Genomic DNA, 22,602 nt, shown 5'->3' with positions numbered 1-22,602 from the left:
CAGTTAGGATGATTTCCATTGTTAGATGCACAGACTTATGATTCAAAGGACCTCAGATTTAAAACGCCGTACGGCGCCGTCCCCGGCGGCACAGAGGTGACCTTCACCCTCCGGCCTCTCCGGGCGGAGGGCTACTCCCGGGGCGTGCTCACCGCCCGGCTGGAGGCCTGGGACAACCGGCGCATTGAGGTGGCCATGGCGTGGACCGGCCTGGACGGGGCGCGGGATATGTTCACCGGCTCCATCAACACCAAGGGCTACATGGGCCTTATCTGGTACTCCTTCCGCCTGGAGCGGCTGGACGGCAAGTCGGGCAAGGAGTCCCAGGAGTACCAGCTGACGGTGTACGATGAAAACGACAGAGTGCCCCGCTGGTTCGGCGAGGGCATGGCCTACCAGATCTTCCCCGACCGGTTCTGCCGCCTGACAGTACCCAACCCCGCCGGCATGGTGGGGGGGCGCTGGGTCCACCAGGACTGGGGGGAGGAGCCGGAGTACCGCCCCGACCACAACGGGGAGATCCGCAACCGGGACTTCTTCGGCGGCAGCCTGGCGGGCATCCGCGCCAAGCTGCCCTACCTGCGGGACCTGGGGGTGGAGACCATCTACCTCTGTCCCATCTTTGAGGGGCCGGAAAACCACCGGTACGGCGTGGGCGACTACGAGAAGGTGGACCCCATGCTGGGCACCAGGGAGGAGTTCTCCGCCCTGTGCAGCGAGGCCCACACCATGGGGATGCGCATCATGCTGGACGGCGTGTTCAACCACACCGCCTTTGTCAGCAAGTACTTCAACGGCGACGGGTCCTACCCCAACGCCGGCGCCTGCCAGGGCCCCCAGTCCCCCTACTACGACTGGTTCTGCTTCCAGCACTGGCCCGACCAGTACACCTCCTGGTGGGGCATCTACTCCCTGCCCACCACAAACAAGAACAACCCGGCCTGGCTGGAGTACATCACCGGTGAGAACGGCATCATCCGCTCCTGGCTCCGGGCCGGGGCGGACGGCTGGCGGCTGGACGTGGCCGACGAGCTGCCCGACCGGGTGGTGGCCGCCATCCACGACGCCGTCCGGGCGGAAAAGCCCGACGCGGTGATCATCGGCGAGGTGTGGGAGGACGGGTCCAACAAGATCGCCTACAGCGTCCGCCGCAAGCACATTCTGGGCGGCCACTGCGACGGACTGATGAACTACCCCTTCCGCACCGCCCTGGTGGACTACCTGCTGGGGGGCGGGGCGGAGCGCTTCCGGGATTCCATGGAGACCCTGCGGGAGAACTACCCGGAGTTTGCCTGGTACTCGGCCATGAACACCCTGGGCACCCACGACACCATGCGCATCCTCACCCTGCTGGGGGAGAAGAGCGAGCAGCGGGGCCAGAGCCGGGACTGGCGGGCCCACGCCCGCCTCAACGCCCACGACCGGGCCCACGGCAAGGCCCGCCTGGCCCTGGGGGCCATGGTGCTCTTTGCCTTCCCCGGCGCGCCCACCGTGTACTACGGGGACGAGGCGGGCATGGAGGGCTTTGAGGACCCCTTCAACCGCCGCACCTTCCCCTGGGGCCGTGAGGACCAGGAGCTGGTGGCCCTGTTCACCGCCCTGGGCGCCGCCCGGAAAACCCGCGGGGCCCTGCGCCGGGGGGACATCCGGTATGTGAAGGCGGAGGGCCGGGTGCTGGCCTTTACCCGAACCCTGAATGAGGAGACAGTGCTCTGTGCCGTCAATGCCGGACAGGAGACTGAGACCGTGACCCTCCCCTGGGCCGGCGCTGCCGTGGATCTGCTGGACGGCCAGACCGTGGAGGCGGAGGACGGCGCCCTCACCCTGGAGCTGCCCCCCCTCACCGGACGGCTTCTGGCCACGCCTGAGAAAAAAGAAACCCCGTCTGTCTGACGGGATATCCGATTCCCCCGCGCCCCCGGGCGCGGGGGCGCTGTTTTTTCCGCCCGCAACCAGCGGTTGACAGCGGGTAAGGACGGCTTGATTGCCAAAAACGGACGCTGATGCTAGAATGGGAGCAGGGAAGGAAGTGAACGCCATGACGCTGGGACAGAACATTCAGGCGCTGCGCCATGCCGCCGGGCTCTCTCAGGAGGGGCTGGGGGAGAAGCTGGGGGTGTCCCGCCAGGCCATCAGCAAGTGGGAGGCCGACGGCGCGGTGCCCGAGGTGGACAAGCTCATCGCCCTCTCCCGCCTCTTTGGGGTGAATCTCCACGACCTGCTCCAGGTGGAGGAGACGGGCTGTGAGGTGCCGAAGGACCGGGCGGAACAGGGGGACCGGGTGGAACAGGCGGAACAGCCCCCGGAGGAAGGGGTGGAGAACCCGCCGGAAAACGAAGCGCCGCCCCGGCGGAATGGCCGGTGGCGGACGGCGCTGTGTGTGCTGCTGGCAGCAGTTGTGTGCGTCCAGGGCGCGGCGTTGTTCCGGCTGAATGAGAAGCTGGAGGAGCAGGAGGATGCGCTCAGCGGCCAGGAGGCCAAAATCCAGCAGCTGGAGGAGCAGATAGATGACCTCACCGGACAGCTGAGCAGTCTGGGGAGCCATATCAACCGGCTGGAGCAGGCAGACAGCAGCCAGAACGAGCAGACGGAGGCAGAGCTGGATCCGGCCCTGCCCCTGGTCTCCCATGTAGACTTCACCATTGAGACCACGGAGTATGGCACAAGGGCCCTGAAGCTGAATTTGGTTCCGGCTCAGAGCGCCGAGGGAATGTGGGTACGCTTTCATATTACCTGCCCCGGAGGGGCGGCCCGCAGCCACCCCGCATCTCAGCTGGCGGACAGCTCGGTTTATACCCTGTCTATGATCTGCACCGATGAGGAACTGGCCGACGGCTTCACCGTCTCAGCGGTGTTTTTGGATGGGACGGACCGGCAGTACACCCAGGCCCTGGTCAAAATCTCCGACATTACAGAGGACAACTGGAACGCGGAAACCCTGTGGGACCAGTAAACGCAAAAAGCGCGTGGACAGTGCGTCCACGCGCTTTTTTACAGCCGCTTGATGTTGTCCGAGATGTCGGCCAGGGCCTTGCTGGCCTCCATGTCGTAGGCCTGGCTCAGGGCCAGGTCCCCCAGGGAGACCATGCCCACCACCTTGCCCTCCTCGGTGACGGGCAGCCGCCGCACCTGGGCGGCCGCCATCATCCGGGCGGCCTCACGGGGGTCGTCCTCCGGGGAGACCACCGCGCAGTTGTAGGACATAATCTCCCGCACGGGAGTATTGGCCGGATTTTCCTCCGCCGCCACGCACCGGAGCACAATGTCCCGGTCGGTGACAATGCCCCGGAGCCGTCCGTCCGCCCCGCACACCGGCAGGGAGCCAATGTTGTGCCGGGACAGAAGCCGGGCCGCCAGGGCCACCGATTCGTCCGGCGCAATGGACACCACGCTGCTGCTCATCAGGTCACGTACCTGCATATCATTTCCACCGCTTTCTTCAGGCTGTGCGGCGGGCATGGCCCGCCGCCTTGTCACAGTTCAGTATAGCCGGAAAGGGCGGTTATGATACAACAAAAGCGCAAAAAACAGCGGAGCGCCCCATGTTCCGGCGCCCCACCGCTGTTATCCGTGTTCTCTCAGGGCCAGATTTCGCCGGAGGACGGCAGGGCCCCGCCAGGCAAAGGCACGGTCCCCGTACTTCTCCCGAAAGGTGCGGTTGGTCAGACCCTCCAGGTCGGCGGGGGTGAGGGAGGAAATCAAATCCTCCCGGAAGTCGGAGATAGGGGACATAGCCGGATGGGCGTTGTAGGGGCACACCCGCTGGCACAGGTCGCAGCCCCACAGGCACTCCTGGGCGGACAGCAGGGCAGTTTCCTCCGGGGACAGCTCCCCTTTCTTCTGGGAGATGTCCGACAGGCAGCGGGAGAGGTGGAAAACCGCTCCGTCCAGGGCGCCGCCCGGACAGGCGGCGGCGCATTTTCCGCAGGAGATACACACATTGGAGGGCTCTGATGTGGAAAACTCCAGCGGGCAGTCGGTGAGGATGGTGCCCAGGAATACATAGGACCCCCAGGGAGGCAGGATGAGCAGGCCGTTTTGGCCCCGCAATCCCATGCCGCAGGCCCAGGCCAGCTGCCGCTCCGGCAGGGGGGAGCTGTCCGCACCGGGTAAAAATGAATACGAAGGGTATTTCTGACGCAAAACATCGCATACCGTATTTAGTTTTTCGGTCAAAACCAGGTGGTAATCCCGTCCCCGGGCGTAGAGTGACAGGTTGCCCGGCGTGTCCCCGGCGTAGTAGGGGAAGGCGGCCACCAGCACCGCTCTGGGCGTGGGACAGAGGACTAGCGTTTTTTCCACAGCCTGAGGGGCGAGATGTGGAAGGGCATCCGCCCAGGTGAGCCCACCCCAGGCCGCCGCGCCGCAGGCGGAAAAGGCCCGGTCCAGCTCAGGGGTCATAGTGCTTCAGCGTCCGCCGGGCCAGCAGGGCGTCGGGCACGCAGGGCTCGGGGCCGTGCTTCCGCTTCTGCTGCTGCTCGGCCCCCTTGCCCGCCAGCACCACCACGGCGGGGGTGGCGGCCTCCAGAATGGCCCGCTCCACCGCCGCCTCCCGGTCGGGGATGACGGTCCAGCCCTTGCCGAAGGGGGCGATGTACCGGCCGATATCGGCGCAGATGTCGGGCACCTCCTCGGGACCGGGGTCATCCTCGGTGAGGATAATCCGGTCCGCCCAGCGGCCGGCCGCCTGGCCCATACCCTCCCGGCGGTCCAGGCCCTTGCCGCCGGTGCAGCCGAAGAGGACGGTCAGCTGCCGCCCGGGGAACTCCCGCCGGACGGAGGACAAAAGCGCCTCCAGGCTCATGCCGTTGTGGGCGTAGTCCACAATGACGGTGAGTTTGCCGTCCGGGGTGTTGAAGGTCTCCATCCGGCCGGGCACGGCGGCCTCCGCCAGGCCGGCGGCCACGGCGGACTCGGGCGCCCCCAGGGCCTCGGCCGCCGCCACGGCGGCCAGGGCGTTCTCCACGTTGAAGGAACCGGGCAGGCCCATGGACAGCTCCCGGGTGTACCGGGGCGTGCGCACCAGGAAGCGGGTGGCGTCCCCGTCCCGGCGGATCTCACTGGCGTAGATATCGGCTGTGGAAAACTTGGTGGAAAATGTGTATATTTTACTGCAACAGCCGGCGGCGGTCAGGATTCGTTCGGCAAAATCGCTGTCCAGATTCACGCAGGCGGCGGCGCTTTGGCGGAAAATCATCAGCTTGGAGGCAAAATAGTCCTCAAAATCCGGGTGTTCCACCGGGCTGATGTGATCCTCTCCGATGTTCAAAAACACGCCCACGGAAAATTCCACACCCCCGGTGCGGTGGTACTTGAGGGCCTGGCTGGATACCTCCATGGTCAGGTACTCCGCGCCGCACTCCGCCGCGTTCCACAGGTGCCGCTGCAGGTCCAGAGGCTCCGGGGTGGTCAGCTTGGCCGGACGGCGCTCCACGCCGTCGTCGGTGATCATGGTGGAGAGAATGGCGCTCTCATGCCTGCCCTGGCTCCGCCGCCACTCGTCCAGGATGGATTTGAGGAAGTAGGCCGTGGTGGTCTTGCCCTTGGTGCCGGTGATGCCGGTGATGTGGAGCCGCCCGGAGGGGTGGTCCCAGGCCCGGTCGGCCAGCAGGGCCATGGCGCGGCGGATGTCGGAGACCAGGATGCATGGCAGGGCGCACTCGGTCCACCGGCGCTGGCTGACGTACACAAAGGCGCCCTTTTCCGCCGCGTCCAGCAGGTACTGGGGCTTGAAGGCCGCGCCCTTGCAGATGAACAGTGTGCCGGGCACCACGGTCTGGGAGTCGCAGGACACCAGCCGCACCTCCCGGGTCAGGTCGGCGTGGAGGGGGGTGGCGTCAGAGAGCAGGCCGTTTTTCAGCAGCAGCTGGTAGTAGTCGCCCAGGGGAAAGTGGGGACGGGACAAGGAAAACACCTCCAGAGAGGAAATGGCCCCGCCGGGCGCCGGCGGGGCGGGGAACATGTATCAGGGACTGTCTATCACACCATGCGCAGCTTATAGCCGCAGTAGGTGATGCACCGCTCGGCCAGGATGTCCATGGCGTCTACATAGAACTCAGGCAGGGGGTGGTAGGTGCGGAAAACCGACAGCTCGGTGCAGCCCAGGATGGCCGCGTCGCACCCGGCGGCGCGGAGGCACCTGTCCATCACGGCGAACTTCTCCCGGCTGCCCTTCTCGCCCTTCTTGATCTCGTCGTAGATGATGCTCATGACCACCTTCTGCACCTCGGGGGGCGGGGAGAAGGCGGCGAGCCCCTGGGCCTCGCACTCCCGCTGGTACACGCCGGTGCGGACCGTGCCGTCGGTGGCCAGGATGCCCACTTTGTGGACGCCCGGGTCGGAGGAGAGCACCTTCACTGTCTCCCGCACCATGTGGATGATGGGGACGGACAGCTCCCCCTGGAGCCGGTCGGCGAAGAAGTGGGAGGTGTTGCAGGGGATGGCGATGGCGGTGCAGCCCACCTGCTCCAGGGTTTTGGCGTCCTGAAGGAGGCGGCGGTAGCAGCCCTCCGCGTCCCCGCCCAGGATGGCGGCGGTGCGGTCGGGCATGCGGGTGTCGCTGAGGATGACGGTGGGCAGGTGCTCCTGGTCACAGGCCGCGTCGGTCCGGTCCAGGATGCGCTGGTAGAAATCCTGGGTGGCCTGGGGCCCCATGCCCCCCAGAATGCCCAGCTTGGCTTCACTCATAAATATAAACCTCCCTCCGCACCGGCATGGGGCCCATCGCCGCAGGTGCGGCGTGCCAAGCGTTTTGCCCAGCGGGCGAAACCTTGATGCCGGGGCAATTCACTTGCCCCGAGCAGATAAAAGGACCGGGGTCCCCGCACGGCGTGAGCCGGGTGGGGGGCCCCATGCCGCCAAGGATGCCGAGTTTTGCTTCGTTCATATGGTAAATCCTCTCAGTTGGCCTTCTCCATGGAGCTGGCGTACCGCTCCTTGTACCGCCACTGGTCCTTGATGATGCGCAGCTTGTGGATCAGGTTCCGGTCCGCCTTGTAGAAGAGGGGGTTGACCCAGGCGCCGGCGGCGGTGAGGGACTTCATCTCCTGGTGGTACCTGCCGGGGATATAGTCATAGGCCACTTTGGCCGGGATGACCCGCCACAGGTGGCGGTTTTTGGTGACGGTCAGGGGGGCGGGGCGGTGGAAGATCCGGTCCTCCACCAGGTATTTGGCCAGGTTGTACCCCGCGCCGGTGACATAGTAGTTGCTGCGGCCCTGGCGGCAGTTGATCTCAAAGACCTTGAACCTGCCGTCCCGCTGGTCAAACTTCACGTCAAAGTTGGAGAAGCCGGTGAATTTGATGTCCTCCAGGAAGGAGCGCAGCTTTTCGCACAGCTCGGGGGCCTCCTCGGTGATGATGACGGCGTGGTTGCCGATGCCGTGGCGGGTGTGCTCCTCCAGCAGCACGTGGCCCACGCACATGAGCTGCACCCTGCCGTCCTCGCCGGAGTAGTTGGTGACCACCCGCATGAAGGAGTCGTCCCCGGGGATAAAGTCCTGGATGATGAGGGAGTCCTCATAGCCGTGGTTGTAGATGTCGTCAATGACCTGATCCACCTCTTCCCGGGTCTGGAGCACATAGGCCTTCTTCTGGGTGTCAAAGGGATGGTCCCAGTAGGTGGCGCTCTCGGCGGGCTTGACCACATAGGGGCCGGAGAAGGGCAGCTGGAAGTCATGGCCCTCCCCCTTGTGGTAGACGTAGGTGGCGGGGTGGTCGATGCCGTACTGATCGCAGAGCTGGTAGAACCGCTCCTTGTGGATGAGCCTCTCCATCAGGGCCAGGTCGATGTAGGGCGCCACCACATTTTCGGGGAACCTGGGCAGGTTGACGGCGATGGAGGTCAGGTAGTTGTCGCCGCAGCCCAGCACGATGACCTTTTTATCGGGGAACTCACGGGCCACCTCGGTGACGTTCTTCAGCACCACCTCCGGCTCGTCGTTGTGCTGGCGCACCCGGTAGTCGATGATACTGCTGCCATAGCAGGGGCCGGAGGGGTACATGCCGTAGGCGATGGTCTTGACGCCGTAGGCCTCGTGAAAGGCCCGGGCCATGCTGTACACGTTGATGTCAGCCCCCAGCAGCAGGGGGACAAAGGGCTGTTGACTCATGTCAAATTACTTCCTTTTAACAAAAATGGATCGGAGGGGCGGCGGTCAGGCGGGCAGGACATTCAGCTCCACAAGGTACCACATCTTGTCCCCTGAGGGGGAGAGAGGGGTGAGGCGGACCCCCTCCCAGCGCAGAGCCATGTATTCCGCCTCCTCGGCGGTGAGGCGCAGCTCCCGCCGGCGCAGCTCTCCGCCCTGAAAAGCGGAGGACAGGGCCGCCTCCAGGGCGGCAATCTCTATTGTAGTCATATTCCAGCCTCCTGAGACGGGAGCGGGGTCAGCCGGACACCCGCTTGACCTGGTACACGCCGGAGATCTGCCCCAGCTTGTTGATGACGTTGTTGAGCTCGTCCCGGTCCTTGACCTCCAGGACGATGGACACGGAGGCATATCCGTCGGGCATGGCCCGGGCGGAGAAGGAGTCCACCTTTACCTTGGCGGCGGACAGGGCCATGGTCACGTCCATGGCCAGGCAGTCCCGGTCCTTGGCGGAAATTTCAAGGGAGGTGGGATAGGCGGCCTGTTCGCCGCCCACCCAGGCCACATTGACCCAGCGGCCCGCCTCCTCGGGGCGGCGCTTCTCGGGGGCGGCGTTGGGGCAGTCGGCCCGGTGGACCGACACGCCGAAGCCCCGGGTGATAAAGCCGATGACCGGGTCGCCGGGCACAGGCGTGCAGCACTTGGCGAACTTGACCAGGCAGTTGTCCAGTCCCTCCACCACAATGCCGGACTCCGACTTGCGGGGAGCCTTGACCTGTCCGGCCGCGGGGGCGGCGGGGTAGACCACCTCGCTGGCGGCCCGCTCGGCGGCCGCCTTCTCCTCCTTCACCCGGCCCAGGCGGGTCAGCTCGTCCTTGATGCGCACCACCGATTTGGCGGCGGTCATGCCGCCGTAGCCGATGGCGGCGTACAGCTCATCCAGGGAGTTGAAGCGCACCTTCCGCAGAATGAAGGGGAGGGCGTCCTCGGCGGTGATCTGGGCCAGGGTGATGCCCGAGCGCTTCAGCTCGGCCTCAAAGGAGGCCCGGCCGGTGGCGATATTCTCCTCCCGCTTCTCCTTCTTGAACCACTGGCGGATCTTGTTGCGGGCCTCGTTGGACTTGCAGATGTTCATCCAGTCCCGGCTGGGGCCGTGGGCCGACTTGGAGGTGATAACCTCCACAATGTCGCCGTTTTTCAGGGGGGTGTCAAAGGGGACCATGCGGCCGTTGACCTTGGCGCCGGTCATCTTGTTGCCAACGGCGGAGTGAATGGAGTAGGCGAAGTCGATGGGGGTGGCGCCGGCGGGCAGGTTGATCACGTCGCCCCGGGGGGTGAACACGAACACCTCGTCGGCGAACATATCCACCTTCAGGGTGCGGACAAACTCCTCGGCGTCGGTGTCCTGCTGGTTTTCCAGCAGCTTGCGCACCCACTCGAAGGCCTCCTCGGTGCCCAGCTTCTCGTTGGCCATGCCCTGTTTGTACTTCCAGTGGGCGGCGATGCCGTACTCGGCGGTGTTGTGCATCTCCTGGGTGCGGATCTGTACCTCAAAGGGGATGCCCTCCCGGCCGATGACGGTGGTGTGGAGGGACTGGTAGCCGTTGGGCTTGGGGGTGCCGATATAGTCCTTGAACCGGCCCAGCACCGGGCGGAACAGGTCGTGGATGCAGCCCAGCACATTGTAGCACTCCGGGATGTCGTCCACAATCACCCGGAAGGCGTAGAGGTCAAAAATTTCGTCCAGGGTCTTGTTCTGGGCGTACATCTTCCGGTAGATGGAGTAGATGTGCTTTACCCGGCCGTAGACCGTGCACTTGATGCCCTCCTCGGCCAGCCGGTCCTGAATCTTCTTCTGGATGGAGGCCATAAACTCCTCGTGGGCGGAGGAACGGGCGGAGAGCTCGTCGGCGATCTCCTGGTAGCCAATGGGGTCCAGGTACTTGAGGGAGGTGTCCTCCAGCTCCCACTTGATGCGCTGCATGCCCAGCCGGTGGGCGATGGGGGCGTAGATCTCCATGGTCTCCAGGGCCTTTTCCTTCTGCTTTCTGGGGGACTGGTACTCCATGGTGCGCATGTTGTGGAGCCGGTCGCAGATTTTGATGAGGATAACCCGGATGTCCTTGGCCATGGCCATGAGCATCTTCCGCAGGTTCTCCATCTGCTCCTCTTCTTTTGAGGTGTACTGCACCCGGGTCAGCTTGGTGACGCCCTCCACCAGGTCGGCCACCGTGGGGCCGAACCGCTTGGCAATGTCCTCGTGGGTGGCGCCGGTGTCCTCAATGGTGTCGTGGAGCATGGCGGCGATGATGGAGTCGGTGTCCAGCTCCAGGTCGGCCACAATCTCCGCCACCGCCAGGGGGTGGGTGATGTAGGGGGAGCCGTCCTTGCGCAGCTGGCTGGAGTGGGCGTTGTCCGCATAGGTGAACGCATCGAAGAGCCGCTTGGTATCAAGAGACGGGTTATAGGCTTTGATCTTATCCTCCAGCGCCTGATAGCGCTCCAGGATGGGGTCCATAAAATCACCTCCGAAAGTATCGTGGGGGAAAGGGGACGTCAGGCCCCTCAGCGTGTCAAAAAAACGCAATCAAATGTGCGTCGCCTGAACTGAGGCGGGGGAGCGCGAGGGGGCAGCCGCCCGCCTCGCGTGGAATCGAATGCCCCGGAAGCCTGGCTGCGCAGGCTTCCGGCGAGCGGAGCGAGGACTTTTGCGCCGCTGCGGGGCGCGAAAGTAACGGCATTTTTGCAGTCTGTCCAAAAAGTGCCTGACTTTTTCGGCAGACTGCGGGGACGTCAGGCCCCTTCGGTCAGTTTGCGCAGGCGGCGCATGATGTATGACTCCTCCAGGTCGACCTTGCCCGCTGTGGGGTTCAGGTCAATGCACAGGTGGTCGGTGGAGTGTTCCACCCGGATGAGCCCCCGCTCGTCCAGCACCTCCAGGCACACCATGGTGCGCATAAAGGTCTCCCGCAGGCCGAAGGAGCGGGCAATGTTCCGGGAGAGCCGGCCCGCCGTCTCCTCCAGCCGGCCCGCGGAGCTGCGGTTTTTCAGGTACCGCCACACCGCCGCAAACTCCGCCCGGCTGGGGGTGAGGGCGGCGGCCTCCAGGGGGGTGAGGGCCGCGCCGGAGCGCAGCTTCTCATACAGCGCGCGCTCCGCCTGGGCCCGGGTGAGGGCGGGGCGCAGGTCGATGATCTGGAGCTGCACCGACCGCCAGCCCCGGAATTCATTGATCTGGGGGGAGAAGGCCAGGTCCACCCGGTCGCCGGGGGCCAGGCCCGCCTCCGCCAGGGAGACGGAAAAAAAGATGGCGTCAAAGCTGCGGCCGCCCTTGGTCACCTTCAGCTTCAGGTGACGCCCGCCCCCCACCTCGGCGGCAGTAGTGACGGTGCAGCCCGACAGGGAGAAGACGGGCTTGGGGTTGCCGGCGCCGTAAGGCTCCAGCAGGTTCAGAGAGAGGACGCCCTCCTGGGTCAGCAGGGCCGGGTCGGCCTCGGCGTCCACCTCCAGGGCGGCCTCCATGGCCGCGCCGCCGGTGGAGGAGCGGACCAGCTCCAGCATCCGCGCCCGGAAGGCGGGGATATTCACTTCCAGGATGGTGAACCCGGCGGCCAGCTCGTGGCCGCCGAAGCCCTCCAGCAGGTCACGGCACTGCTCCAGGGCGGCGAACAGGTTGAAGCCCCCGAAGGACCGGCAGGAGCCCTTGCCCCTGCCGTCCTGAAGGCAGATCATAAAGGTGGGGCAGGAGTACTTCTCGCTCAGGCGGGAGGCCACGATGCCCACCACGCCCTGGTGCCAGCCCTCCCGGGCCAGAACCAGGGCGGGCCGCTCCTCAGGGGCCATGGCGTCGGCCATGGCCACGCACTCCTCATAAATTTCCAGCTCCACGGCCTGCCGCTCCCGGTTGAGGGCGCACAGCTCCCGGGCCAGATCCTCGCCCCGGGCCGGGTCGGGGGTAAGGAGCAGCTCGGCGGCCAGCCCGGCGCAGCCCATCCGCCCGGAGGCGTTGATGCGGGGGGCCAGGGTGTATCCGATGGACATGGAGTTGAGAGGACGCTCGTTGAGGCCGGCCTCATGGAGCAGGGCCCGCAGGCCGGGCCGGGCCGTGTTCTTCAGGGCGGCAAGGCCCATGCGGATGATGGCCCGGTTCTCCCCCACCACCTGCATCACGTCGGCCACCGTCCCCACGGCGGCCAGATCGGCGTACCGGCGGAGCAGGACGGGCTCTTCCGCCTTGTCCCCCAGGGCCAGCACCAGCTTGAGGGCCACCCCCACCCCCGCCAGGTGCTTGAAGGGATAGCCGCAGTCCCGCCGGTGGGGGTCCACCACCGCGGCGGCGGCGGGGATGCGGTCCTTGCACTCGTGGTGGTCAGTGATGACCACATCAATGCCCAGGGAGGCGGCGAACTCCGCCTCTGCCACGGCGGTGATGCCGCAGTCCACGGTGATAATCAGGCTCACGCCCTTGTTGTGGAGGGCGGAGACGGCGGAGCAGCTCAGGCCGTACCCCTCTTCCATCCGGTCGGGGATGTAGGGCGTGACCCGGGCGCCCCGGCTGCGCAGGTAGTCGGTGAGCAGACAGGTGGAGGTGATGCCGTCCACATCGTAGTCGCCGTATACAGCGATGTGCTCACCCTGGTCCAGGGCGGCGGCGATGCGGCCCACCGCCCGGTCCATATCCTTCATGAGAAAGGGGTCCCACAGCAGGTCCTCATCGGAGCGGAGGAAGGCTCTGGCCTTCTCCGCGGTGTCCAGGCCCCGGGCGCAGAGCACCGCGGCCGCCAGCGGGGGAACCCCGTCCGCCTCCATGGCCGCCTGGGCCGCGGGAGACGGCGCGCGCAAATTCCATTGTCTGTACTTCATGGGTGTGCCCCCGAAATTGGATAGAAAATTACTTTTCATTATAACAAAGATAGCGGAAAGATACAAGTTGAAACGGGAAATATCCGCCGGCGGGAAATGGTTCCCAGCCGGGCATATACCGGCCGGATGCAAAAACGCCCTGCCGGACAGCGCGGCAGGGCGTGGGATGCGGGGGAGAAAGGGCTCAGAGGAAGCGCTCGTCCGCCAGCCGGATGAGCTCCAGGGCGCTGGAAAACTGCTGCCTGGGGGAGCCGTCCATCCAGTCCACCCAGCCCTGCCAGGAGGCGTTGCGCCGGGAGATGACGTACAGGGTAAAGGTGGACAGGGCGCCGGCGGCGCCCTCGACCTCTTCCAGGGGGATGCCCTCGCTGGGGTCGGCGGCGGCGGGGACACGGCTCTCGTGCTCCCGGAAGGAGCGGGAATGCTGGAAGGCCTGGGGGAAGTTCTGCTTCTCCAGCACCTCGTCCAGGCGGAGGACCAGGCTGCCCATGTCGGAGAAGGCCATGGGGCGGGTGAGACGCTGGCTGTACACCATGCCGGAGATCCGGCCGTTGTCCGACTGGTCCACACATACCCGCAGGGCCGCGCTGGGGCTGTTCAGATTGGAAAAGGACATGTATCAAACCTCCTGTTTCAGGAATTCAGTGCCAGGCGCTTGCGCAGCCACTCGCTGTTAATGCAGTGGCCCAGGGCGGCGTCCTGCCCGATGCGGCCCGCCCTCGCCAGCTGAAGCAGGCTCTGATCCATGGAGATCATGCCGTCAGCGGCGGAGGAGGAGATGACGTTGTCCAGCTGATGGGCCTTGGATTCCCGGATCATGTTGCGCACAGCGGGGGTGACGGTCATCACCTCAAAGGCGGGAATGAGAGAGCCGTCCAGGGCGGGCACCAGCTGCTGGGACACCACGCCCTCAATGACCAGGGCCAGCTGGGTGCGGATCTGCTGCTGCTGCTCCGGGGGGAAGGAGTCCACAATCCGGTCGATGGTGTTGGACGCGCCCAGGGTGTGGAGGGTGGAGATGACCAGGTGGCCGGTCTCGGCGGCGGTGACGGCGGCCCGGATGGTCTCCGCGTCCCGCATCTCGCCCACCAGAATCACGTCGGGCGCTTCACGGAGGGCGGCCCGGAGAGCGGCGTCGTAGCTGGTGGTGTCGGTGGCCAGCTCCCGCTGGGTGACCACGCTCATTTTGTGCTGATGGAGGTACTCGATGGGGTCCTCGATGGTGATGACGTGGAGGTTGCGGGCGGCGTTGATGGCGTCCACAATGCAGGCCAGGGTGGTGGTCTTTCCGCTGCCCGCCGGGCCGGTGAAGAGCACCAGGCCCCGGGAGCAGGAGGAAAAGCGCATCACGCTGTCGGGAATGCCCAGGGCGGTCCGGTCGGGGAGGGTGAAGGACACCACCCGGATGACCAGCCCCAGCGAGCCCCTCTGGCGCAGGGCGTTGACCCGGAAGCGGGAGAGGCGGGGCACGGCGAAGGAGAAGTCGTCGTCTCCGGTGCGCTCCAGCCGGTCCATGGAGCGGTTCCCGGCCAGGGCGTAGGCCTCCCGCACCAGGTTTTCCAGGGCGTCGGGGAGGAGCCGATCCCCCTCCCGGGTGATGACGCCGCTGATCTTATAGGCCGCGGGCAGGCCGGGGATGAGAAGAATATCGGAGGCCTCACGCTCCACCGCGCGGGTGAGAATTTCAACCAGAGTCATAAAAATCCCTTCCTATTCCGGCAGTGTGCCGTCAAAGACGGGTAAATGGTCCCCGTCTCCGCCGCCGTCCTCCACCGGGACGGTCTGCCAGGCGAGAATTTCAACCCCGTCCTCCCCCCGCACCAGGTGGAGGTGGAGGGACTGGGTGTCGGTCATGGGGATATCGGTCTCCAGCTCGGCGTCCGTGCCGGCGGCAAACTGGGCGTACAGCGCTGCGGCCTGGGCGTCGGCGGCGTAGTAGGCGGATACCGTCTCGGCGTTGGTCCGGGAGAGGGACAGGTCCGCCCGGGCCGAGGTGAGGGTGAGGGCGGAGAACACAGAAAGGGTGAGTACCAGCAGCACTGTCATAATGGACACCACGCCGATGCCGATGGGGGGCGGAGATTTTTTCACGGCAGCGCCACCTCCTCACCGCTGTCCCCGCTCAGGGCGGGGATCCAGCTGGTCTCCAGGGTATAAAGCGCGGTATCGCCCCAGAAGACCTCAATGGAAGCGGAGGTAAGGCCGCTGTCCTCCGTCCGGCTGACCTCGCACCGGTACCCCTCCGGCGCCTCCGGCAGGGCCGAGCCGGCCCGGAGGGCCTCCGCCGTGCTCTGGGCCAGGTACACCGCCTGGGTGAGCCGGGTACTCTCCAGGCTCATGCTCCGGGCGTGGAGCAGCAGGCCCACGCACACCGCCGCGCACAGCACAAAAAGGAATAAATCAATGATCAGCTCCATCAGAAAGAGGGAAAAGCGGCTGCCTGATTCCTTCACAGCTCACCCACCTCCTCCAAGCCGGTGCGGGGGTGCAGCGTCACGGACCACCGGTCCGCCCCGGAACCGGCGGAGATGTCCAGATTCCCTGCCTCCGAGACGGACAGGGACAGAGAGGACAGGGGCAGCACCGCCATGCCGTCCTCCGGCGCCAGGCCGGTGTCCTCCTCCATGTACAGCTCCCGCAGGGAACCCTCCCAGCAGTAGATCAGGGTGACATACACGCTGCCGTCCTCACCGGTCTCGGTGAGGCGCAGGGCGTCCGCGCCGCCGAAGGTGCCCACAGCCACGCCGCCGGCATCCGCCCGGCGGATCTGGTTGACCACATAGGACAGGGCGGTGCGCTGGGTGGAGTTGGCGTCCGCATCGCCGGCCACGGCGCGGTACACGCCGGTGCCCAACAGGGTCACGCCCATGGCCAGCAGGGCGAACAGCCCCGCCAGACACACCACCACCACCCGCCGCAGGCCGTTTCCGCCGGAATGGATTTTCATGGGGACACCCCCTTACAAAAAGCGTTTTTCGCGGGGGAGCCGTTATTCCCCCAGGGCCAGCACCGTGATGTCGGGCATCAGGTTGGAGGCCACATACTGATAAGAGATGACGTACCGGCTGTCGTCAGCGGTGACGCCGTAGTTCTCCACAAGATAGTCCAGCGTCCTGGGATAAAAGCCCTCCAGGGCGTAGCACTCCACAGCCGCCCGGCGGACGCCCTCCTCCGCAAGGGAGAGGACCTCCGCGTCGGTGCGGGCGCTGATGACCCTGGTAAACAGCAGCGCGGCCGCCGCCAGAGCGATGAGGAACACGGCGGCGGGCAGGATCCGCCGCACAAATGAGGCGCGTCTGCCGCCCATGGCGGAGACCCCCTTTCACAGAAATTCAGTCAGCCGATGGCGGTCAGCACGCCCAGCAGAGGCAGCATGACCGACAGGAGCACCAGCCCCACAGCCACGCACAGCAGCAGCACCAGGGCGAACTCCAGCCGGGACAGCAGGGCGGAGAGCCGCTCGTCCGCCTCTTCCTGGCAGCGGGAGGCCAGCTCCTCCATGGCCTGCTCCGGCACGCCGGAGCGGAATCCGGCCCCCAGCAGGCCGGCCTGGAGACCATCCAGCAGGCCGCAGCTGGTCACAGCCCGATGAAAGTCCTCCCCCTGCTCCATGCGGGCCTGGCAGTCGGCCAGGGCGGGGGAGAGGGCGGAGCCCTCCAGCAGGCGGACCGTGCGCTCCATGGCCTCATCCAGGGGCAGGCCGCTGGAGAGCATCAGGGCCATGGCGGAGGAGAAGCGGCTGCGGTCCACCGCCTGGGCGGCCCTGCCCCTGCCCAGCAGGCGGGCCTCCATGGGACGGGCCCCGGCGCCCTGCCGCCGGGAGAGCACCAGCAGGATAACGGCGCCCACGGCCAGAAGCACCACCAGCGCGCCGCCCACATACTGCCCCGCCGTGCCGGCGGCCATCAGGGCCTGTGCGGCGGGGGAGAGCGTCAGTCCCAACTGCTCAAACACCTGCTGGAACACGGGGAGCACCCGGGTCATGAGCACCAGGAACACCGCCGCCACCAGCACCGCCATGACGGCGGGGTAGAGGACGGCCCGGCGGATGGCCGACGCGGTCTCGGATTCCCGCCGGTAGTAGGCGGCCAGGGCGGAGAGAACCTGGTCCAGCCGGCCGGCGGCCTGGCCGATCTCCACCATGCGCACCATATACCCCGGGAAGGCGCCGCTGGCGCTGAGGGCGTCGGACAGCGGGGCGCCGTCCAGCAGGGCGGCGTGGAGAGACCCCAGCAGAGCCTTGCTCCCGGGGGCGGCCGCGTCCTCGGCCAGCACCTCCACGCCCTCCTCGGAGCCGATACCGGCGTGCATCATCAGGGAGAGCTGATAGCAGAACACAGACAGCGCGTCGGCGCTGAGAGAAGCGGTACGCGGTTGCTTTGCCATAGGACAACACCTCCGGATCATCATGGAGCAGGCGGCCACGCCGCCTGAGACGGGCAGAATGGCGCACATGCCCTGAGCCAGCGCGAAAGCGCTGGCTCAGGGCAGAGCGGTTAATAGGCGTATTTCTCGGTGTAATTGGTGCCGTCGCCCACGTACTTGAGGACGGCGGGGTTGTTCTTGCCGTTGGAGACAAAGGTGGGGTCCATCATGGACCAGTCCTCGCCGTTGAAGTAGATCAGGTGGTCCACCCAGCCCACGCCCTCGATGTAGACGTTGATCCAGGCGTGGTATACCGTGCCCGCGTAGCCCACAATCAGCTTGCAGGGGATGTTCTGGCTGCGGAGCATGGAGGACATGACGGCGGCGTAGTCAAAGCAGATGCCCTTGCCGCTCTCCAGGACCGCGTCCACATCGGGCAGATAGCCGGAGGCCACGGTGGCGGCCAGCTGGTAGTCGTAGGTAATGTTGTTGATAACGTAGTGGTAGATCTCCGTCACCTTGTCCAGGTCGGTGGTGAGACCCTTGGTCAGCTCGGCGGCCTTGGCCACCACCTTGGAGTCGTCGCTGAAGTTGACGTACTGGTTGGAATAGAGGAAGGGGGAGAACTCGCTGGTCAGCTTCAGGTCCAGGGAGCAGGAGTAGGCCTGGGCGTACTTGGTGCCGCGGGTGTTCTCAAACACCTTCACGGTGTACTTGCCGTCGCCCTCGGTGAGGGGGAAGGTCTCGGCGGTGCCCTTGTTGTTCAGGTTGTAGGTGTAGGTGGTGCCGCCGGTCTTGGTGATCTGCACCTTGATGCGCACGTCCTTGCCGCCGGTGTAGGACACCGACACAAACCCCAGGGGCAGGTTGGACGCGTCCACAGCGGCCTTGCTGTTCTTATACACGGTGACGCCGCTCTGGACGGCCTCCTTCTGGGGAATCACGCCGGCCTGGGCCAGCAGCGGGATGGCTACCCCGACCGCCACCACAATGGCCAGCACGGCGCAGGCAATCCGGGCGCCCTTTTTGTTGATGGATTTGAACAATTTCATGGATTCTGCAGAGCCTCCTCTTCCGCGTTGGCGGGATAAGCATAGTCGTCAGTGAAAGGAATGATGTCTACCAGGGCGCCCCGGACAATGAGACGGTGGTCGGAGACGCCCACGGGCGTGCAGGTGGTCAGGGTGACGCAGGAGTGGTCCGTCTTGTAGATGGGGCCCCAGTCGTCGGGCTCCACCACCTCCTGGTACTCAAAGAGGTATTGGTAGATGTTCTCCCCGTACACCAGATAGAGGTAGTCCCCCTCCGTCAGGGTGTCCAGGAAGGAAAAGGGCTGGTCCAGGGTGATTTTACCGCCCCGGATCCAGTTGCGGTGTCCGGCGATGGAGGTGTTGGACCGGCCCTCGCCGGGGAGCTGGGCATAGTCGTACAGGCCCTCGCCCTGGAGGAGCGTCTGCTCATCCACGCCGTCCAGAATGAGCTCATCCACCTCCAGCTTGGGGATAATCAGCCGCAGGTCGCCGCTCTGGTAGCCTTTGCGGGTATCGGTGACAAAGACCTTGTCGGTGGGCAGGCCGTCCTCCGGCTCCTCCAGCACCTCTTTGTAGGTGAGGGGGGTGGGCGTAGGGGACAGAGGTTCGGAGTCCGTGGGGGTGGGCTCCGGCGTGGGCGTGAGAGAGGTCACCGGCGCCGTGGAGGGCACCACGATCTCATACTGGGGCCGGTCCCAGAGGAACAAAACCGCCGCCGCAATCAGCAGCACAACGGCCGCGGCAGCCGCAATGGCGGCGCCTTTGGAATGTCTTTTCATAGCAGATGTACCTGAAAACGTTGATTAGCAGATTAAATATGTGGGCGGGCTCAGTCCAGCGCCCGGATTTTATAGGAGAGCCTGAGAAAGTTCCGCCGGTGCTGGCGGTAGAAGGCGGAGACAACCCGCTCCATGACCATGGTGCTGTTCTCAAAATTGGCGGCGGGCAGCATCACCACAAACTGGGCGCCCGAGTATTTGGACACCACGTCGCCCCGGCGGAGGCTGCCGGTGAGCACCTCCTGAAGCTGGTCCATGGTGGAGGCCAGCACGGTCAGGGGGGGCACGCCTCCGTCCGGCAGGGAGACGGTGATGAGGGCGATATGGACCGAGGTGCCGCTCCGGACGGCCCGGCGGGCCTCCAGCCGGTAGGCCTCGCGGAAAAAGCCGTACTCGCAGACAAAGGCGCCCGGGCGGGCGGCAGTCTCCCGCAGGTCGTCCTGGATGGCCTCCAAATCGGTCTCCAGAGACTTCTCCACGCTCATAATCTCGCTGTACAGCTCCCGCAGCTCCCGGGAGGGGCGCACGCCCAGGTTGCGGTAGAGCAGATCGGTGGCCGACTCATAGTGGGCCAGGGCGGCGGTGTCGTTGCCCTGGCGCAGCAGGGAGCGGACAATGAGGATGTGCAGGGTCTCGTCCAGGGAGTCCAGCTGGCTGGCCCGGGTACAGACCGTGGTCATCTCCTCAAAGCGTTCCTTTTTCTCCAGAAGAGCGGCGTAATCCTTGATCATCTGGAGGTAGAGGTTGTGGTACTCCACCGAGTAGGGGATGATCCACAGGGAGCCCTCCAGCTTGGGCAGGAAGTCGCCCCGGTAGAGCTGATCGGCCTGGCGGTAGAGGGTCAGGCGGCTCTCGTCGGACAGGCGGCCGTCGTTGGCCCTGTGGCACAGGGCCTCAAACTCGTCGATGTCCAGCGTGCAGACAATATCCGGATTCCAGGAGTAGGACCCCCTGCGGGAGAGGATGGGCTCCACATCCGAGCCGAACAGGGGCTCCAGCATGGCCCGCACCCGGTAGAGCAGGGTCTTGAGGGCGTTGACCGGGTTGGCGCTGTTCTCACCCGGCCAGAACTGCTCGATGAACTCGCTCTGGGGCACATTCCGGTCCCGGTGGACCAGCAGATAGGAGAGGACGTTCCACAGCTTTTGGGAACGATTTGCCTCGTCTGTCAGCACATGACCGTTCACAGCGATGGAAAAACCGCCCAACATGGTGACTTTTACGTTTTTTATACAAGCGGAATCGCTCATGACAGGCACCTGCTTTCATCCATATTATTTCGGGCAAAAAAGGGATGGACAGAATCAAGGCTATTCCTATTATAGCACAGGATTGAAAAGGCTGGAAGAGTCTTTTTTCCATTTTATCAGGAATTTTTTCTTAAAAAAGCAGCCTCCTGCACAAAAGGAGCCGGGCGAAAAAAGGGAAATGAAAAAAATATACTTTTTCAAAATATAACCTAAAATGTAACCGTGCCGTGGTAGAGTGGGTACAGCGCTGGGCGGGACGGCCTTTTCCGGCAGAGAGCGGAGGAAAATCCGCCGGGCCGCCCGGCGGGAAAAAGGCAAACCGGCTGAAAGGCCGGGACGCAAAGCCAGGAGGCTAAAGCGGAGGGAAACGCCGCCATGCCCGTCCGGCTGCCGCATACTTAAAAACTGCCTGCGCAATGCGAGGAAGGAGAATGAGCATGTTGGCAAGAATGAGCAAAAAGGCGCTGGCCCTTCTCATGGTGTTCTGTATGGTGGTGAGCGCCCTGTCCGTCGGAGCCCTGGCTGCGGTGGACACCCCTAACGGAACCTACGATGGAGTTTTGACGTTTGAGTACCATATTACAGACAGTGCGCTGAAGGATATGGTCAAGAACGAGACCGAGTACACCTATGACGACATTCACGGTGCTACCTTGTTCTTTGAGGACTGCTCCCGTGACCTGGTCTGGAACTGGGCGCCTGACGTCTACTGGACCACTGTAAGCGCTCTGGAAGAGAAGCACCCCCAGGATATGACCGCTCTGGAGCTGTATCTGGACAACGGCTGCACCCAGAAGACCCTGCACTTCAGCGACGAAGAGCTTCAGGCCCTGTTCTATGAGAAGGCTGCAAGCGGCTTCTATGAGATCCAGCTGAAAGACTCCGGCTCCACCGAGCCCGAGCTGGTTCTCCAGAACGTCTATGTGTACGTGGAGGCCAAGGACGGCCAGGGTACCCCCAATGACCACGGCTACTTCACCGTGGGCAAGATCCAGATGGAGCTGCCCAAGGCCTCCGAAGTGGTGGCCGGTGAGAACTACTACGCCCAGTATGGCTCCAGCATTTCCCTGGAGAACATTGAGCGCTTTGAGGCCAACAGCTGGCTGGATCTGGCCGGCGTGGAGTGGTATAAGCTCCTGGTGGCCGACGGCGCCGACAACTATGTGGACAGCGGCAGGTATGTCTGGCACCTGGACGGCAAGATCCTGGACGAGGTGCAGCTCTACTATGTAACCTATGACGCCAACGGCGGCACCGGCACGGTGACCGACGAGAACGGCTACATGGCCGGCCAGAGCTTTACGCCCAAGAGCGGCGACAGCCTGACGCGGGAGGGCTATACGTTCGTGGGCTGGTCCACCGACAAGAACGCCTCCGAGGCGGACAGCTCGTTTGCCATCCCCGCCGAGGGCGGCGACGTGACCCTCTACGCCGTGTGGAAGGCGGACGAGCCCGCGGTAAAGAACTACATCCTGCAGTATTACTACAAGGACAACAACACCCTGGTGAGTTTTGACTCCCAGTCCTATGAGGAAGGCCAGACCGCCGTCATCATCGACCGGGAGCCCACCCTGCCCGGCTACACCTTCACCGGCTGGAACACCGACCTCTATGGCGCCGGCACCGCCTACAAGGCGGGCGACGAGATCGTCATGACGGACAATGTGTCCCTGTACGCCCAGTGGACCTGGAACGGCACGGAGCCCGAGCCTGATACATACACCGTCACCTATGTGTGGGTGGGCGACATCCCCGCTGGCGTCACCCTGCCCGCCAGCGCGTCCTACGCTGCGGACACCGAGGTGACCGTGGCCCCTGCGCCCGCCCAGGTGGAGGGTTACACCTTCACCGGCTGGAGCTGTGATCTGGTAACCATTCGCGACGGCAAGTTCATTATGCCGCCCCAGGATGTGTACCTGCTGGGCGTCTGGACCAAGGACGGCGGCACGGAGCCTGAGCCCGACACCTATACGATTACCTTCAAGACCGAGGCGGGCGGCACCATCAACGGCGGCACCGCTGACGTGACCGGCACCTACGCCGAGGGCGCGGCCTTCCCCGAGCGCCCTGTCACCGCGGCCGACAGCGGGTATGTCTTTGACGGCTGGTACGACGAGAGCGGCAGCAAGGTGACCGAGTGGCCCGCGACTGTCACCGCCAGCGCAACCTATACCGCCAGGTGGACCGAGGACGGCGGCACGGAGCCTGAGCCCGACACCTATAC

21 protein-coding genes and 1 riboswitch are annotated in these 22,602 nt (G+C 65.0%); of the genes, 3 read left to right on the top strand and 18 right to left on the bottom strand.

The window, feature by feature from the left end; genetic code table 11:
- Positions 1–96: 96 nt before the first annotated feature.
- Together QZY67_RS06590 and QZY67_RS06585 are read left to right on the top strand one after the other, a co-directional pair.
- Positions 97–1,893 carry a glycoside hydrolase family 13 protein gene (locus QZY67_RS06590; RefSeq protein ID WP_295369242.1) on the top strand — a complete coding sequence of 599 codons (1,797 nt, stop codon included), beginning with the start codon at positions 97–99 and terminating at the stop codon, positions 1,891–1,893.
- A 145-nt stretch (positions 1,894–2,038) separates the two neighbouring features.
- Complete coding sequence (locus QZY67_RS06585; RefSeq protein WP_295369240.1) at positions 2,039–2,953, top strand: helix-turn-helix domain-containing protein; 915 nt, start codon at positions 2,039–2,041, stop codon at positions 2,951–2,953.
- Between the two features lie 38 nt (positions 2,954–2,991).
- Here QZY67_RS06585 and QZY67_RS06580 read toward each other — a convergent pair whose 3' ends face one another.
- The 18 genes from QZY67_RS06580 to QZY67_RS06495 form a co-directional block, all read right to left on the bottom strand.
- Positions 2,992–3,420: a CBS domain-containing protein gene (locus tag QZY67_RS06580; RefSeq protein ID WP_295369238.1), complete on the bottom strand. Its 429-nt coding sequence runs from the start codon at positions 3,418–3,420 to the stop codon at positions 2,992–2,994.
- A 144-nt stretch (positions 3,421–3,564) separates the two neighbouring features.
- Positions 3,565–4,401 carry a QueG-associated DUF1730 domain-containing protein gene (locus QZY67_RS06575; RefSeq protein ID WP_295369237.1) on the bottom strand — a complete coding sequence of 279 codons (837 nt, stop codon included), beginning with the start codon at positions 4,399–4,401 and terminating at the stop codon, positions 3,565–3,567.
- Positions 4,391–5,914 (bottom strand): UDP-N-acetylmuramyl-tripeptide synthetase, encoded by a 1,524-nt coding sequence (gene murE / locus QZY67_RS06570; protein ID WP_295369235.1) that lies wholly within the window; start codon positions 5,912–5,914, stop codon positions 4,391–4,393. Before murE ends, QZY67_RS06575 begins: the two co-directional genes overlap by 11 nt.
- 65 nt (positions 5,915–5,979) lie before the next feature.
- A complete protein-coding gene (locus tag QZY67_RS06565) occupies positions 5,980–6,687 on the bottom strand; it encodes an amino acid racemase (RefSeq protein ID WP_295369233.1) in 708 nt (235 codons plus the stop codon).
- A 212-nt stretch (positions 6,688–6,899) separates the two neighbouring features.
- Complete coding sequence (locus QZY67_RS06560; RefSeq protein ID WP_295369231.1) at positions 6,900–8,111, bottom strand: ATP-grasp domain-containing protein; 1,212 nt, start codon at positions 8,109–8,111, stop codon at positions 6,900–6,902.
- A gap of 45 nt (positions 8,112–8,156) precedes the next feature.
- Positions 8,157–8,360, bottom strand: coding sequence for a hypothetical protein (locus QZY67_RS06555; RefSeq protein WP_295369230.1), 204 nt, complete (start codon positions 8,358–8,360; stop codon positions 8,157–8,159).
- Between the two features lie 28 nt (positions 8,361–8,388).
- On the bottom strand, positions 8,389–10,608 hold the full coding sequence (locus tag QZY67_RS06550) for a bifunctional (p)ppGpp synthetase/guanosine-3',5'-bis(diphosphate) 3'-pyrophosphohydrolase (protein WP_295369228.1): 2,220 nt from the start codon (positions 10,606–10,608) through the stop codon (positions 8,389–8,391).
- Between the two features lie 275 nt (positions 10,609–10,883).
- The gene (gene recJ, locus QZY67_RS06545) at positions 10,884–12,953 is read right to left on the bottom strand and encodes a single-stranded-DNA-specific exonuclease RecJ (protein WP_295369226.1); all 2,070 of its coding nucleotides are present in this window, start codon (positions 12,951–12,953) and stop codon (positions 10,884–10,886) included.
- 184 nt (positions 12,954–13,137) lie between these two features.
- Complete coding sequence (locus QZY67_RS06540) at positions 13,138–13,569, bottom strand: hypothetical protein (protein WP_295369224.1); 432 nt, start codon at positions 13,567–13,569, stop codon at positions 13,138–13,140.
- 17 nt (positions 13,570–13,586) lie between these two features.
- Positions 13,587–14,651 (bottom strand): PilT/PilU family type 4a pilus ATPase, encoded by a 1,065-nt coding sequence (locus QZY67_RS06535; RefSeq protein ID WP_294531807.1) that lies wholly within the window; start codon positions 14,649–14,651, stop codon positions 13,587–13,589.
- A 12-nt stretch (positions 14,652–14,663) separates the two neighbouring features.
- The gene (locus QZY67_RS06530) at positions 14,664–15,044 is read right to left on the bottom strand and encodes a hypothetical protein (protein ID WP_295369223.1); all 381 of its coding nucleotides are present in this window, start codon (positions 15,042–15,044) and stop codon (positions 14,664–14,666) included.
- Positions 15,041–15,406 carry a hypothetical protein gene (locus QZY67_RS06525; RefSeq protein ID WP_295369222.1) on the bottom strand — a complete coding sequence of 122 codons (366 nt, stop codon included), beginning with the start codon at positions 15,404–15,406 and terminating at the stop codon, positions 15,041–15,043. Before QZY67_RS06525 ends, QZY67_RS06530 begins: the two co-directional genes overlap by 4 nt.
- Complete coding sequence (locus QZY67_RS06520) at positions 15,403–15,900, bottom strand: DUF4860 domain-containing protein (protein ID WP_295369220.1); 498 nt, start codon at positions 15,898–15,900, stop codon at positions 15,403–15,405. The genes QZY67_RS06525 and QZY67_RS06520 overlap by 4 nt, the downstream gene beginning before the upstream one ends.
- Before the next feature lie 42 nt (positions 15,901–15,942).
- Positions 15,943–16,260, bottom strand: a complete 318-nt coding sequence (locus QZY67_RS06515; protein ID WP_294531799.1) for a hypothetical protein — start codon at positions 16,258–16,260, stop codon at positions 15,943–15,945.
- A gap of 29 nt (positions 16,261–16,289) precedes the next feature.
- Complete coding sequence (locus QZY67_RS06510; RefSeq protein WP_295369217.1) at positions 16,290–17,339, bottom strand: type II secretion system F family protein; 1,050 nt, start codon at positions 17,337–17,339, stop codon at positions 16,290–16,292.
- 110 nt (positions 17,340–17,449) lie between these two features.
- Positions 17,450–18,370: a transglutaminase-like domain-containing protein gene (locus QZY67_RS06505; protein ID WP_295369215.1), complete on the bottom strand. Its 921-nt coding sequence runs from the start codon at positions 18,368–18,370 to the stop codon at positions 17,450–17,452.
- On the bottom strand, positions 18,367–19,128 hold the full coding sequence (locus QZY67_RS06500) for a sortase (RefSeq protein ID WP_294531794.1): 762 nt from the start codon (positions 19,126–19,128) through the stop codon (positions 18,367–18,369). The genes QZY67_RS06505 and QZY67_RS06500 overlap by 4 nt, the downstream gene beginning before the upstream one ends.
- A 50-nt stretch (positions 19,129–19,178) precedes the next feature.
- Complete coding sequence (locus QZY67_RS06495) at positions 19,179–20,378, bottom strand: BTAD domain-containing putative transcriptional regulator (protein ID WP_295369212.1); 1,200 nt, start codon at positions 20,376–20,378, stop codon at positions 19,179–19,181.
- Between the two features lie 303 nt (positions 20,379–20,681).
- Positions 20,682–20,773, top strand: a riboswitch (cyclic di-GMP riboswitch).
- A gap of 42 nt (positions 20,774–20,815) precedes the next feature.
- Between QZY67_RS06495 and QZY67_RS06490 the strand changes: the two genes are divergently transcribed.
- Positions 20,816–22,602: InlB B-repeat-containing protein (locus QZY67_RS06490; RefSeq protein ID WP_295369210.1), on the top strand; the 1,787-nt coding region annotated here is incomplete at its 3' end.

The organism is uncultured Pseudoflavonifractor sp., from assembly GCA_904419835.1.
In the GTDB taxonomy this organism is placed as follows: Bacteria; Bacillota; Clostridia; order Oscillospirales; family Oscillospiraceae; genus Pseudoflavonifractor.
Note: the sequence above shows the minus strand (reverse complement) of the source record. Positions and strands in the feature narration are given on the sequence as shown.